The following is a 14,393-nucleotide window of genomic DNA, read 5'->3' as shown; positions in this document are numbered from 1 at the left end:
CTCTGGAGCCAATACAATGCAGTCGACGCAGCAGCAGGAAGCGATAGAGGAATTCTGGCAGCACATCTCGCATTGCGACCATGTGGTGCAGATGTATGAGAACGAAGACTCGTTCCTCGATACGCTGGAACGTTTTGTGCTCGAGGGTTTCCGCAAGGACGACGCCATCATCATCATTGCCACGCCGGAGCATCGCACCGCGTTGGCCGAGCGCCTGGAGCGCCACGGCATTGATGTAGCCGCTGCGGCGTCGAATGGCCAGTACATCGTACGCGATGCCCGTTCCTGCCTGGCGCGCTTCATGTTCGATGGCTGGCCGGCCGAGTCGCGTTTCATTGCGATGATCGAGGAATTGCTGGCCAAGGCGCGCGAGAAGCATCCTACGGTGCGCGCATTCGGCGAAATGGTCGCTTTGCTGTGGGACGAACAGCTGTATCGCGCCACCATGCGGCTGGAGCATATGTGGACGCAGTTGTGCCAGCGCGAGTCCTTCCCCCTGTTCTGCGCCTACCCCAAGGCCAGTTTCGATGCCGGCCCCCCGGCCGACTGCCGCGAGGTGCACAACGCGCATACGAGGGCTTGCCCACCGCTATAATGGGGCGATGAAAATCGTCCTGGTCACTTTCGGCTGCCTGTTCATGGTCCTCGCGGTCCTGGGCGTATTCCTGCCGTTGCTGCCCACCACGCCCTTCCTGTTGCTGGCGTCGGCCTGTTTCGCGCGCAGCTCGGACAAGCTGCACAACTGGCTGCGCAACCACGGCCGCTTCGGCCGCTACCTGCGCGACTATGAAGACGGACGCGGCATCCCGCTGCGCGGCAAGGTGCTGGCCATGGTGATGATGTGGCCGTCGATGTTCTATTCGATGTACAGGGTGCCTTTTCTGTCGCTGAAGGTCATGCTGTTCCTGATTGCCTGCTGCGTGACAGTCTATCTGTGGCGCCTTCCCACCTCCCGCCCGCTGGATGAATAAAAAAAGCTTGATTGCCGCTGCAGCCGCGCTGCTGCTGTCCCATACTGCCGTTGCCGCCAGGTGGGAGGTGATTGCGGGTGCCCCCATGGCCTTGCGCAGCGAACGGCTGGAGACGCCGCGCGGCATCGCGGTGGGGCAGGACGACACGATTTACTTCACCGATGGGGCGACAGTGAGGGCGTTAAAGCCGGATGGGCTGCTGGTGACCTTGCCGGGCCGCTTCATCGCGCCGGCTGGACTGGCCGTGGCGGCCGACGGGACAGTGTACGTGGCTGATGCAGGGAACCACGCTGTGAAGGCAATTTCGCCGGCGGGCGACGTGCGCACGGTGGCTGGCCAGGCGGGCACCGCCGGGCGTAATGACGGCAAAGGCATTGCAGCACGCTTTAACCAGCCGGCTGGGCTGGCACTCGATGGGGCGGGCGAACTTCTGGTGGCGGATGCAGGCAACAGCGCGCTGCGGCGGATATCGGCGTCCGGCGTGGTCAGCTCGGTGGTCCAGGGCTTGCCACTACAACCGCAAGGCATCGCGCTCGATGCGCGCGGCGGCGTGGTGTTGTCTGACGCAGCCAGTGCGCTGCTGGTAGATGCTGCCGGCAATTGGCAGGCGCTCGATTCTCCACCGCACACGGCGCCGGCGCAGGAAGAATGCCAGCGCGGACAATGCCTGCGGCGCTACCTGGCCCCGAGCATGCCGACGCTCGCCAAGGCGCGCACCTTGCCCGCCGGGCAGATGGCCGCCGATTCCCAAGGCCGGCTGCTAGCGACAGCGCCTGCCACCGGCACCATCTATCGCATTGAACGTAACGGCATGATCGTGCCCCTGCTGGGGACGGGCGACGTGACCGGCGAACTGTCCGGGGGCGCGCGCGACCGGGAGGGCGGCCTGCGTGTGCTGCTGGCTGAACGCCAGGCGGCAATGAGCTGGGACGCCAATGGCAAGCCGCAGCCCTTCGCCCTCCAATACGCAGCCTCGCTCAACCGCGACGGCCCGGCAATGCAGGCGCGCTTCGGCGATATCACCCAGCTCGCAGTGGGCCGCGACGGCGGGCTGTATGTGCTGGACGGCGACCAGCTGCGACGCATCGATAAGGAGGGCGTGGTGCGCACCCTGCTGGAAGCCGGAAGTTTCCGCAAGCTGCGTGATTCCCATACGGCGGCCCAGGTTGACTTGCATGGTTCGATGGTGGCGCGACCCAGCACCGGCGTATTCGTTACGGCCAACGGCGGTCTGGCCGGCGTCAGCACGGAAGGCTTGATTTCACTGGTAAGCGGTCCGCCGGGCATGACGCCCGAACAGACCGGTTTCGTACCGGCGCTGCGGCGCATCTGGGCCTATGTCGCGAAGGATGCCGAGCCCTTCATGCTGCCCGGCCTGGGCCAGCATCGCATCGCGGCGGATGCCACCGGCCAGGCCTGGTATTGCGCCGATAACGTGCTGTGGCGCATCCGCCCGCGCGGCGTGGCGCGCAAAATTGAGGTACAAGGGGCGGACGGTTGCGGCGACGTGCTGGTGGCTCCAAGCGACGATGTCTTCATGCTGCACGGCCAGTATGTGAGCCGGGTAGGCGCCGATGGCTATCAATGGCTGGCGGCGGGCAGCCGCGAACGCAAGGGGAGCAACGACGGGGCAAGCTTGTTGGCACGCTTCCGGAACATCACCCATGCGGCGCCGGACGCCGATAACAATATTTACCTGATTGACGATGGAGTGTTGCGCAAGATGTCGGCGAACGGGGAAGTCTCCACCGAAGGAAAGGATCTGCCCGCGGATGCCGGAAAACTGCGCGCCCTTGCCGTGGACAGGAAGGGCGCGCTTTACGTCGCTACTCAGCGTACGATTTTCAAGTTGAAGCCCTGATTCAAGGCTGCCAGTTCACGTTTACCGTTGCCGTGCCGCTGGCCGGCGTGGTGAAGGTGTGGTTGCTGCCGCCTTCCCACACGGTCGGATTGGCGCTCTTCTTCAGGAATTTATAGCTGACCGTGGTGCCGGCCGGTACGCTGACATCGGTGTACCAGTTAGGGTAGCTGTAGACCACCTGGTTGAACAGCGGGCCAAGTGGTGCGGTAGCGCTCCAGTTGGTAAGTTCGAACTTATCCCCCGCCAGGTTGACGTTTTCTCCTGATACGGTGGTGGCGCTGCCGACTACAAAGCGTACTGTGACTTGCGGCCCGCTGAGAATTTCGAAGTTATTCCAGCTGTCGCTGGTCACCGCACCTGCCGTGACAACGCTGATCCCGTTCATGCCTGCCGCCACGCTTGGCACCAGCACCTTGACCTGCGTGTCTTCCCAGGACAGGATGTTGGCGCCGCTCACCACCGTGCTGCCGAATTTCACCGTACCCTTGGCGGCGCCGAAGCCGCGGCCGTCGATGGTGATGGTCTTGCCGGGCATCGACATATTCGGCCCCACGTGACCCAGCTTTGGCGAGGCGGCGGCGGCGGTGTACTGCCAGACGGAGATGGCGCCGGCGGCCAGGGTGAAGTTGCTGACCGCGCCATTGGCTCCGACCGTGATGTTGTTGCCGTTGAAGCCCAGGCCATTCAACACGTCGGTGTAGCTGCCCGCAGGCAGGCCGGCGATGAAGCCGCTGATCGACGTAGCGGTGGACAGGTTGCGGTTGATCGCCACCACGGCCACGTTGTTGCCGAAGTTGCGTTCGTAGATCAGCACATCGTTATTGACCCAGCGCTGCTGCGTGCTGCCGTAAGCGATGGCGGGATTGGACTTGCGCAGTGGTGACAGGCGCGCCACCATGCGGTATGCCGGCGTGGTGGTGGCAAAAGAGGTCATCATCGCGCGGTTATCCGGATCGCCGGTGCCCTGCATGTATTGCTCGGTGCCGTAGTAGATGGCCGGCACGCCGCGCGAGGTAAGGGTAAAGGCCAATGCCTGCTCCAGCTTGCGGCCGCTGGCGCCAGCCACCTGGAAACGCGGCATGTCGTGGTTGTCGATGAAGGTGACCTGGTCGCCAACGTGGGAATACTGGCCGGCGGTATCGCTCACCATCTGGTTCAGCGATGTCATATTCGCAGAACCGTCCTTGAAGACTTGGCGCACCTTTTGCGCGAACTGGAAGTCGAGCAGGCTCATGCCGCTGCGGTTGGCGAAGTAATGGTTGGCCGGATCGACTTCATTCTCGCTCAGGTACCATTCGCCAAACGTGAACACCGGCTTGTAGCCATGGATATAGGACATCAGGCTTTTTTGCCAGCCGAAAGGCATGTGCTTGACGGCGTCCATGCGGATACCGTCGATGCCCAGGTCCAACCAGACCTTGATGGCGGCCTTCATGTAGGCGTCCACGGTGGCACTGTTGTGGTTCAGGTCCGCGAGGTCGAACAGGTTGCGGTAAATGCCGCTTTCCAGTGTGGAGAAGTCGGTGCCGCCGTTGTGGTGGAAGTAGCCGTTCGGGTCGGAGCCGTAGCCGGCCAGCAGCGCGCCGTTGTCGTACAGCTTGCCGTTCTCGCCGAAAGTAGTGTCGGCGGCTGAAGCAGGCGAGGTATGGTTAGGCGCGAAGTCGATGATCACCTTGATGTTGCGGGCGTGGGCCGCGTTGATCATGTTGGTGAAATCGGTCATGGTGCCGAAGGCTGGGTTGGCGCGCTTGAAGTCGCGCGCCCAGTAGCCGTGGTAGGCGGTGCTGTTGGTGCCCGAGTAGTTCAGCACCGCGGTGATGTTTTCGACCGGCTGCGAAATCCAGATGGCAGTGATGCCCATGCCGGTCAGGTAGCCATCTTCGAGCTTGTTCTGGATGCCTTTCCAGTCGCCGCCGCAGAACAGTTTTTTCTGCGTGCAGCCGGAACTGAAGGCGCTGCCGGCGGGATTGTTCGCGCTATTGCCGTCCGCCAGGCGGTCGGTCACGATCTGGTAGATCACATCCGTGTTGAAGCCTTGCTTGTTGCCGACCGAGGTGTCGGGCGCGGCGAGCGCGTGGATGCTGAAAGCGGCCAGGATGGCTGCCAACATGGCCTTGCGTTGAGTCTCCATCATCTTTCCTTCCTTTGTTTTGGTCGACAAAGTATGGAGTAGTTTTACTACGCGCACGCTTATGCTGTGGTGTAAACGCAGCAAAAAAAGCGATTAAATTTAAGTATTTTGACTACAAAAAATCCTGTAGTCGGCGTCCCAGCCACTTGCCCAACGCAAGCAGCGTGAGGGTGGGTGGCAGGCCCCAAGGGGCGGGCAGGACAGAGGCATCGCATACATGGAGGCCCGGGGTGGACGTGCGCAAATCGCTGTCCACGGCGGCCGCCCCACCGCCGCCCACGGCCAGCGCGCCGCCGGGATGGGCTGCGAAATGCCAACTCTGGAATACATGACGGGCGCCGGCCTGCGACAGGATGCGCCGCGCCAGCGCGGTGCCGTGACGGAAGCGTTCGTGGTCCGCCGCTTGCAGCGTCTTGTCGACCCGGTGCGGGCCGATGCCGCCGCCGGCCTGGTCCCGGATCTTGACCATGATGCTGAGCGTTCTGCGGTGAGCGAACAGGCGGTCGATGCGGCCGACTTGTAGCGCGAAGGCCTGGTACATCGGCTTGGGGAGGGTCAGGTCCGCGAAGGACAGGCCTTCTTCCGGCAGCGCCATTCCCGCTGTCATAGGCACTTCGGCGCCGCCATCAATATTGTCTACCGCGCCCATCACTGCCACCACAGGATCGCTGATGAAGGGCATGCTGCGCGGCGCCAATCCGGACGCATGCAGCAGGCGCGGGCTGCCGATGCCGCCGCCGGCCAGTATCACCGTAGCGGCGTGGGCGGTCTGGAGCGTGCCGCCGCGCACATATTCAACGCCGGTTGCACGGCCTCGCTCGAGCAGTACGCGCCTGGCTTGTGCATTGTCGAGAATATGCGCACCGCGCAGGCGCGCTTCGTCGAGCAGGTCGCGCGCAGTCCACTTGGCGCCGTACGGGCAGCCGTAGACGCATCGCCAGCAGCCGGTGCGGCAGACAGCGGGGCGGATCATCTTGTCGAGTTTTTGCCAGGGCAGGCCGCAGGACAGCGCGGCCTGCATGATGCGTTGGGCCATGGGGCCGAGCAATCCATCAGGCAGTTGGCCGATCGGTAATTCGGCACGGCATTCAGCCAGCGCCGGGGCCAGGTCGATGCCAAGCGCCGCAAAGCGTTCCAGCGGCGGCGCGGCGGCCGTGGCGAAATTCAGGGTGGAACTGCCGCCGGTTGCCAGACCGCGCACCAGCAGCGATGCATCGCGGTGGAAAAAAGCACCCTTGCCGGGGATGGCGCCGATGCTTGCCATGTGGGCCAGGGTGCCCCGCAACGGAGCGCCGCTGCCCTGTTCCAGAACCAAAACGCGCTGCCCATGCCGCGCCAGCGTATGCGCGACGCTGGCGCCACCGGGACCGCTGCCGACAACGATGGCGTCATAGCGCGTTAGCATTCGTGGATCAGCGGGTTTGCTTGTCGTGCTTCTGCTGATGGATGGCGGCGCTGTTGCGGTCTGCTTCCCGCTGCAGCTTATGGCGTTCCTTGCGGGTGACTTTGCCGTCGGCCTTGGCCATTGCTTCGTCGTTTGCCAGCTTGGCTTCGCGCGCTTCGAGGTGCTGCGCTTCCTTAGCGGTCAACTGGCCGGACGCGATACCTTGGGCGATGCGGGCCTGCTGGCGGTCTTCGCGCTTATCCAGGTTCGGGGTGGATTGGGCAAAGGCAGGCAAGACAAAGGCCGATACCAGGACGGCAGCGAACAGCTTGGTGGTTTTCATGGCGTTCCCTTTCATTTGTTGATTTCCGCAAGTCGCGTGGCTGCAGTATATGGCTGGCGGAGCCGGCGAAAAACATCGTCCCATGTAATCGGTGTAAGCATTTGCAACCGTTTTGTTAATGAATTTCAGGCCGAAGGCGCTGCATCAGGCCTTGCAGCGCGCCCTGCGACAGGCCGTCCAACTCTGGAGAGCGGCGGTCGATTTCATTGGCCAGGTCGGCCAGCAGCCAATCCATTTCATCAAGCATGGAGCGCAACTCGGCCAGCACTTCCGGATCGTCCTGCATCATGGCCAGCATGCTGGTCATATCGTCCGGGTTGAAGCCGGCTTGCAGAACCAATGAGCGTACAGATGCCATGCGCTCGAACAGGAATGCCAGCGGCGAGCCTGGCGAATCGGCGGCGGGGCGCTGCTCCAGCATTGCCCTCAGGTCGAACCAGGCTCGCAGCAAGTCCGATAGATGGTTCAGGCGCCCCGACGGATCGGCGATCGGGCCGGGTTCTGCCGGCTGGCTGGCTTGCGCTTGCAGCAGGTCGCGCAGGGCGGCCAGGACGTCGCTGTCGAAACGCGGCTTGTTAATCCGGTACAGCATTTCCAGGCGCGGCATGTCGAGGCGGCGCAGCACCGTCTCGGTCACGTCGGCTGCCGCCAGGATGCGCGCCAGCCGGTCGATTTTCGCACCGTGCAGTGCGTGCGGGTAGCCGCTGCCATCGAGGCGCTCATGGTGTTGTAGTACAGCTTTGCTGGCGGCGGAGGGAAAGCCCGGCAAGTCCTTCAGCAGGACATAACCGGTGACGGGATGCACGTGCACAAAGCGGCGTTCTTCGACCGTGACGTGGTGCGACAGGTCGAGGATGCGCGGGTCGGTGTGCATTTCGCCGAAGTCGTGGCACAAGGCCGCCAGCAACACGGCGGGCAAGTCGGCAGGCGGGACACCCATGCGCTGGGCACAGGCGAAGGCAATGATGGCGGTGCGCAGGGTATGTTCGAACATTTCGGCGTGCTTGTCCGACATGACGGTCAGGCGCAGCTCGACGGTCGAATGCAGGCGCAGGTTGGCGGTGCAGTGCTTTAGCTGGCGTGGGTCGCCGGCGCGCGATAGCAATTGGCGGTAAGCGGCATCGCGTTCGAGGATCCGGTCGAATTCGATCGCCAGCGTGGCGGCGTCGACGGCCTTGTCGGAGGAAAGTACCTGGTCGAGCGGGGCCGAGAGCTTGTAGCGGGTGAGCTTTTCGAACTGCTTGCTGTCGATGCGGGCGCCCTTGGCCAGCAGCTTGGTGCCGTTGCTGGCGTAGATATCTTCGCTGGCGATGACGTCGCGCGTGTCGCCCATCTCCGTCACCGAGCGCACGAAATGCGGGCTCTCGCCGGGAACCTCACTAAGTTGCATTTCGCTAGCCAAAATGTCCACCTTGGGGTCAGGAACCAAGTGGACATTCTGGCAGAAAAAAAAGGCCCCGCGCTAGGCGGGGCCGGAAGCAGAGGCGGAGAGACGCCTTTGAAACACCTTAGAACTTGTAGCGCAGGCCAGCCAGGAATTCGCGGCCGGTCACGTTGTTCACCACGACGCTGTTGCGCGCGCGGCTCACGAACTGGTCGTTTTCCTCGTTGGTCAGGTTCACGCCTTCCAATGTAAGTTCCAGCTTGTCGTTGACTTTGTACGACAGGGAGAGGTCCACGTTCAGCGACTTGTTCTTGCCTTCGACATCGTTGTTGTTCTGGCCCGGTACGCGGGTCACGAATGACGAGCGGGAAGACGCCGAGATGCGGGCACTGAGCTTGCCGTTGTCGTAGTACAGCGTGGCGTTCCAGGAACGTGGCGACAGGTTCAGCAAGTCGTCGGTAATGCGGGTATCGCTGGTCGGCGAAACCACGTACTCGATCTTCGACTTGACGTGGGTGTAGTTCACCAGCGCGCCGAAATCCTTGCCCCATGCTGGCAGGAAGGTGAACGGCTGCTGGTAATTCAGTTCGAAACCTTTCAGCTTGCCGCCATCGGTGTTGATCGGTGCAGTCACCTGGAATACTTCTTCGCCGGTGAAGTTGGACGGCAGCAGCGACAGCGGCAGGCCGGTGTCCTTGAACGCCACATTGGTGCGCAGCGACTGGATGTAGGTCTCGATGTTCTTCTGGAACAGGCCCAGGCCGAGGAAGGCATTCTTGCCGAAGTAGTACTCGAAGCTGGCGTCGAACGTCTTGGCGCGGAATGGCTTCAGGTTGGGGTTGCCGGTATTGATCGACAGCGTGCCGGTGGTGGCGATGGTACCGCCCGGCGACAGCAGGCCCAAAGGTGGGCGGGTCATCACTTTGGCCGCCCCAATGCGGGCGATGAAGTCCTGCGTCAGGTTGGCGGCCAGGTTGAACGATGGCAGCGTGTCCGAGTACTCGTTCGCCACGGTGACTGCGGTACCGCCGCCGGTCGCCAGGTAGCCGGTGGCGCTCAAGTCGGTTTTCACGTAGCGGGCGCCGAAGTTGCCGCGCAGCGGGATGTTGGCCAACTCCGTCTTGAATTCACCCATCAGGTAGAAGCCCTTGTCCTCTTCGCCGACAGCGCGGTTGTTGCCGCGTGCATTGCCGTTGGTGATCGAGGACAGCGTAAAGTCGCCCGGGCCGCCGGCAGGTCCGCTCTTGATGCAGTTGCAGTAGATGTCGTAAGCCTTGGCGATGGCGTTCAGGTCCGGTATCAGCCAGGTGGTGTAGGTACCAGCCGGCAGGTTCTGGCCTTTGCCGAAACCGCTCAGGGTGGTGGTCAGGTTGCCTGAGCCTGAAGGCGGCGCGAAGATCGTATCGTTCTGGTTCACGCGGCGCGATTCATAGGAATCGAAGTCGTACTTCTTGCGATTCAGGCCGCCCTTGAAGGTCAACGCGTCCGACGCTTCCCACGACAGGTCCACGGTCGCGGTGTCGTTGCGGTTGGTGGCGCCCTGCGGGCGAATGCGGATTTCGCTGGTGGTGGTGTTGGGGACGGTGGTCGGCTGGGTGCCGCTGGCAACCTGCGGTACGCCGACAATGCCCATGCTGCCGCCGGCAGCCGGGTCGAATGGCAGCGAAATGACCGGGTGGCGGTCATCCTGGCGGAAGTCGATGGTGTAACCGTTCACGTTCAGCGCATCGAGCGTGGTGGTGGTCTGTACCGGGTTGCGGAACTTCGACGTAGCGCGGCCAACGCGAGCTTGCAGCTGCAAGGTATCGGTCAAGCGCTGCTCGATGGTCAGTGTAGGCTGCGTGAACGTGGTGGACAGCTTGTCGAAGCGCGATTCCGCGCGCATGTCGACGCCGTTGAATTTACCGTACAACAGGTTGCCGTTCGAGGCGTACTGCGCTTCCACCACCGAGGTTTGCGGTTTGCCGCCCTGGCTGGCGGAGCGGCTGAACGAGATCGCTTCAAGGAAGTCTTCCTGGCGCGTTGCATCAAGCTTCGCGTACAGCATGTCGAAGGTCACCAGCGAGCCTTGCATCGGGCGCCATTGCACGGCACCGGTCAGGCCGATGCGGTCCTGGTCGTGGGTCAGGCGGCCATAGCGCGGCAGGCGTGGATGGAAGTTGTTGGCATTGCTGGCCAGGTTGTAGGCATCTGTGGCCGCTTGCGAAGCGGGCAGGCGCGCCACCCCTTGTGCGGCAGGCCCGCAAGTGGTGGCGGTGGAATTGGATGGGTTGGCAGCGACGCCTTGCGGTGCGCACCAGCCGCCGCTCGATGGGCCGTTGTCCCAGCGCACGGTGGAAAAACCTTCTTCCAGCAACTGGCGCTTGGAGAAGGCACCTGACAGCAGCACGCCCACCTTGCGGTCGGCGAAAGTATCGGACAGCAGGAAGGCTACGCGCGGGTCGGTCTTCTTCGACAGGTCGTTGTACTTGCCCTTGGCAGTGATGGTGGCGTTGAAACCCTTCAGGTCGAAGGGACGCATGGTTTGCAGGTCGACGGTGGCGCCCAGCGAACCTTCATCCACGTCGGCGGAGGAGCTCTTGCGCACGGTCAGCGACGAGAACAATTCGGAGGCGAACACGTTGAAGTCGAAACCGCGCGAACGGTTGGTGCCACCCGAGCTGTCGGTGCCGCCGGTGGTGGCCAGCGCTTCCAGGCCGTTGATGCGTACCCGGGTGAAATCCTGGCCCAGGCCGCGCACAGTAATGCTGCGGCCTTCACCGGCGTCGCGGTCAATCACCACGCCCGGCACGCGCTGGAGCGATTCGGCCAGGTTGGTGTCGGGGAATTTGCCCATGTCTTCGGCCTTGATGACGTCGACGATGCCGTTGTCCTCGCGCTTTTTGTTCAACGCCGATTCCAGAGCGGCGCGCAAGCCGGTGACGACCACCTTCATTTCTGGTTCTGCTGCTGGCGCGGCCGGTGCGGTGGACTGTGCGTGGGCGAGGCCCATGGCGAGCGCGGTGACTGAGTAAGTGCCGACGAGACGCAGCGCGAATTTGCGCAAGGCCTCGGATTGATCCGTAAACTTCATGCCATCTCCTGTTTTATCGTTTCTTTCGGCTCTTGTAATTGGTCAGGCCGGTTTTGGTATTCTATGCTAATGTTTTTGCAATGTGGTCAGTCCAAAGTGATTTATTTTAAAAAATTGGCCTGTCCACATTAAGCGTCGGCGGAAAATTCCCCGCTGTAGCGCTTGTCGCCTATGGTGACGTTGTCGAGAACCAGTCCGCGGACGTTGTGCAGAAGCCACGGTTGCCCGGCATTGCGTGGCGTTCCGAAGTCGCAGTCGTGGATTTTTACGCGCGTGATGGGCGGAATCGATACGCCGGCGGCGCCGTTGTAGCTGCTGGCGACGGGGCCAAGCAGCACCATCGCCTGGTAGCAGGAGACCGTGCCGGCGGGCGTGGCGACGTTGCCGACCTTGAGGCCGGAAATTTCAATATCGGATACTTGCGGCGGGCGATTGCGCACGGCATCGTCGGCCGGCGCGTAATCGCAGTCGATGGTGATGACTGCGCCGGCGCCGGAAGCGATCTGGCCGGACGGCCTGGTGCTGCCGGGTAGCGGCTTGTACAGGCCCGGGCTGGTTTGCACGCCGTTCGGCAGGGTGCAGTTGCGAACGTAGAGGTGGCGCAGGAAACCGCCGCGATTCATATTGGTCTTCAGGCGGATGGCGGTGTTGAGCGCGTCGCTGGCCCAATGCAGGTTCTTGAATTCGATCTGCTCCGCGTAGACGTGCTCGATGCCGCCTGCCATTTCACTGCCAAGCGTGACGCCGCCATGGCCGCTATTCATCACGCAGTGGCGGATCAGGATATTGCGGGTCGGGCCATGCTGCGTGTCCTTGTTCTTGCCGGCCTTGATGGCGATGCAGTCGTCGCCGTTGTTGAAGGTGCAGCCTTCCACCAGCACCCCGTCACAGGCCTCGGGATCGAAACCGTCGCTGTTCGGACCGAGGCTTTCCATGTTTACGTCCTTGAAGTGGACGTTGCGGCTGGCGACGGGATGGTGCACCCAGAATGGCGCACCGACGATGTGATAGCCCTGGAGCAGGACGTTTTCGCATTCGATCAGTTCGACCATGCAGGGACGCAGGAAGTGGCCGTGGCCGAATATGCGTTCCTTGGCCGGGATGCCGGCTTCGGACAGCGCCGGCAGGTAACGCGAATCGGTCTGCCATCGGTTTCCCTGGCCTTCGATCAAGGCGCGTTCTTCAGGCGTGACGTTGGGCGCGCGTTGGACGAGCGGGGCGTTGTTCGGGTTCGGGGCGATTTCCGTCCGTTCACGCGCTGGCTTGCCGCGGCCTTTCCAATCCCACCAGCATTCGTTCGGCTTGTTTTCGAACGGGACGCCGCCCTGGCCGTCCAGCACGGAGGTCCAGTCTTCGCCGGTGAGGGCGATGTTTTTCTGTCCGTATGCGTAGACCAGGGGGGAGAAGTTGAGGCAGTCGTTGCCTTGCCAGCGGCTGCGAACCAGCTGGCCGTTCTTGCCGCAGTCGATGTCGCCGTATTTGGCGTAATCGTCCGGATTGGCGCTGAACACCAGGCGCGCGTTTTTCTCCAGGTGCACGTGGACGTTGGAGCGCAGTACCAGCGGGCCCTTGATGTACCACACGCCTTCAGGGATGACAACGCGGCCGCCGCCGGCTTTGTGGGCAGCGGCGATGGCAGTGCTGATGGCGCGATAGCAGTCATGGCTGCCTTGCGCTGGCGTTTGCAACGTGCCTGGTTCGAGCGAGGCTACCTGGCCTTGTACCTCGACCAGCTTGCAAGGCCTGGCGCCATATTTCGTCACCAGGAAATCCTGCTTGCGGAAGGTGAGCGGCTGGGCAAAGCGCGCAGCGATTTCCTGTGCCCGCGTCCATGGATCGCCATTGGCCGCTTCCGCGGCGGCAAGCGCGATGCGTGCAAGCGCGGGCTGCGCAGCGAGCAGCGCGCCGCCAGCGACGATCGCGCGAAGCACAGCGCGGCGCTCACGTGCCGTTGGGCTCGTGTCCCATTTGGGGTGTGACCCCAAGGTGGGACACGGGCTCGGCTGGACTGGGTCGCGTGGGCCGCTCATTTGCTTGCCGCCAGGGTTGTGCGCACGGGGTTGGCGGCGCGGGCGGCGGCGTTGGCGATGTAGGTCTCCCACTGCTCGCGGGTGGTCACTTCGCCGGCGCGGCTCCAGGCTCCGCCGGCATAGTAGCGGAGTGGTTTTCCTGCCGTTGCCGGGGCGAGGATCAGTTCATTCAAACTGTCTTCTGCAAAGCCTTGTGCGGCCGGTATGATGACGGCTGTGCCAAAGGCGCCGTTGCTGGACTGCTCGACCCATTGCAGCAGTACCTTGCCTTCGCGCCTGGTGGAGACTTGCGGGCTTTGGCCTTTGTCGCTTGGTGTCTTGTTCAAGCCTACTGCAATGGTCAGTGGTTGATCGCCTGCATATGAGAAGGTCGATTCGATCATGTCGAGCTGCTGGCCGGCGTCGACCGTGAAGCGCTTGGTTTCGGTGACCGGCAGGCCGGCGGCGTCCCACGCTGCGTACGACAACTCGAATATCGAGCGCACCGGCCCGTTGGCCAGCACTTTCCAGCTTGCGTAGTTGGTGGACACATACAGCTTTCCGCCTTCCCACACCCCGGTACCGCCGGCGCCGCGCGAACGGCCGACGTTGTACATGTCCATGCCTTCACCTTCGTCGTGGTGGTAGTGGTCGTGGCCTTTGTTGTACCAGCGGTCGACGATAGGGTAGGGCACGCGCTTGAACCACAGGTCCAGGCCGGAGGTCACCAGCACTTCCTTCACGACGCCCGCAGGGGCGGGGGCAGCCAGGGCCGGACCGTAGGTGCGGTGGCCGATCTTGTCGTTCTCCCAGCCGAAATCGTCCAGGCGCTCGGGTACATAACGGGCGAAGGTTTGTGCGGCGAAAACCGGCGCAACGCCATCGATCTTTTCAACCGTATAGGTGGTGGACTTTTCGCCGGGTTTGAAGCTGTGCTGGAAAATCAGCTCGCCGTAAGCAACGCCGATGTTCTGTGGATCTTTCGCTTGCGGGGCGACATTGGTGACCTGGTGCGGCACCACCCGGCCGGAAGCATCGCGCACGGCGATTTTCTGCACCAAGGCATGCGGCAAGGCCTTGTTCACTTCCGACCATGGCACGGTTACGGTTTCCGCAGGACGTGCGATGTCGAGGTCGTGCTGCAGCGTGATGGTCAGGCGCTCCGCTGCGCTGGCGGCAATCGCGGGCAGGGCGGCGGCCAATGCGGCCAGGATGCTGGTGGTCTTCATGGCTGCTC

10 protein-coding genes are annotated in these 14,393 nt (G+C 62.9%); 3 read left to right on the top strand and 7 right to left on the bottom strand.

Annotated features, from left to right (window positions below):
• The first annotated feature begins 16 nt into the window (after positions 1-16).
• The 3 genes from BM269_RS01070 to BM269_RS01060 are packed head-to-tail and all read left to right on the top strand — an operon-like array spanning position 17 to position 2,832.
• A complete protein-coding gene (locus tag BM269_RS01070) occupies positions 17-595 on the top strand; it encodes an MEDS domain-containing protein (RefSeq protein WP_090434716.1) in 579 nt (192 codons plus the stop codon).
• A 7-nt stretch (positions 596-602) separates the two neighbouring features.
• Entirely contained in the window at positions 603-971 is a 369-nt protein-coding gene (locus BM269_RS01065) for a YbaN family protein (protein ID WP_090434713.1), read from the top strand.
• Between the two features lie 7 nt (positions 972-978).
• Positions 979-2,832, top strand: a complete 1,854-nt coding sequence (locus tag BM269_RS01060) for an NHL repeat-containing protein (protein ID WP_170860247.1) — start codon at positions 979-981, stop codon at positions 2,830-2,832.
• Between the two features lies 1 nt (position 2,833).
• Here BM269_RS01060 and BM269_RS01055 read toward each other — a convergent pair whose 3' ends face one another.
• The 7 genes from BM269_RS01055 to BM269_RS01025 form a co-directional block, all read right to left on the bottom strand.
• Positions 2,834-4,966 carry an alpha-amylase family glycosyl hydrolase gene (locus tag BM269_RS01055; protein ID WP_090434707.1) on the bottom strand — a complete coding sequence of 711 codons (2,133 nt, stop codon included), beginning with the start codon at positions 4,964-4,966 and terminating at the stop codon, positions 2,834-2,836.
• A gap of 109 nt (positions 4,967-5,075) precedes the next feature.
• On the bottom strand, positions 5,076-6,368 hold the full coding sequence (locus BM269_RS01050) for an FAD-dependent oxidoreductase (protein WP_090434703.1): 1,293 nt from the start codon (positions 6,366-6,368) through the stop codon (positions 5,076-5,078).
• A gap of 7 nt (positions 6,369-6,375) precedes the next feature.
• On the bottom strand, positions 6,376-6,690 hold the full coding sequence (locus BM269_RS01045) for a hypothetical protein (RefSeq protein ID WP_090435561.1): 315 nt from the start codon (positions 6,688-6,690) through the stop codon (positions 6,376-6,378).
• Positions 6,691-6,805: 115 nt separating this feature from the next.
• Positions 6,806-8,080 carry an HD-GYP domain-containing protein gene (locus BM269_RS01040; RefSeq protein ID WP_090434700.1) on the bottom strand — a complete coding sequence of 425 codons (1,275 nt, stop codon included), beginning with the start codon at positions 8,078-8,080 and terminating at the stop codon, positions 6,806-6,808.
• Positions 8,081-8,198: 118 nt separating this feature from the next.
• Positions 8,199-11,147, bottom strand: coding sequence for a TonB-dependent receptor (locus tag BM269_RS01035; RefSeq protein ID WP_090434697.1), 2,949 nt, complete (start codon positions 11,145-11,147; stop codon positions 8,199-8,201).
• A 128-nt stretch (positions 11,148-11,275) separates the two neighbouring features.
• Positions 11,276-13,078, bottom strand: coding sequence for a glycoside hydrolase family 28 protein (locus BM269_RS01030; RefSeq protein WP_229204448.1), 1,803 nt, complete (start codon positions 13,076-13,078; stop codon positions 11,276-11,278).
• A gap of 95 nt (positions 13,079-13,173) precedes the next feature.
• Positions 13,174-14,385 (bottom strand): DUF4861 family protein, encoded by a 1,212-nt coding sequence (locus BM269_RS01025; protein ID WP_090434692.1) that lies wholly within the window; start codon positions 14,383-14,385, stop codon positions 13,174-13,176.
• Between the last annotated feature and the right edge of the window lie 8 nt (positions 14,386-14,393).

Source organism: Duganella sp. CF458, assembly GCF_900113115.1.
Classification (GTDB): domain Bacteria; phylum Pseudomonadota; class Gammaproteobacteria; order Burkholderiales; family Burkholderiaceae_D; genus Rugamonas.
This window is presented reverse-complemented; position numbering and strand designations above follow the sequence as displayed.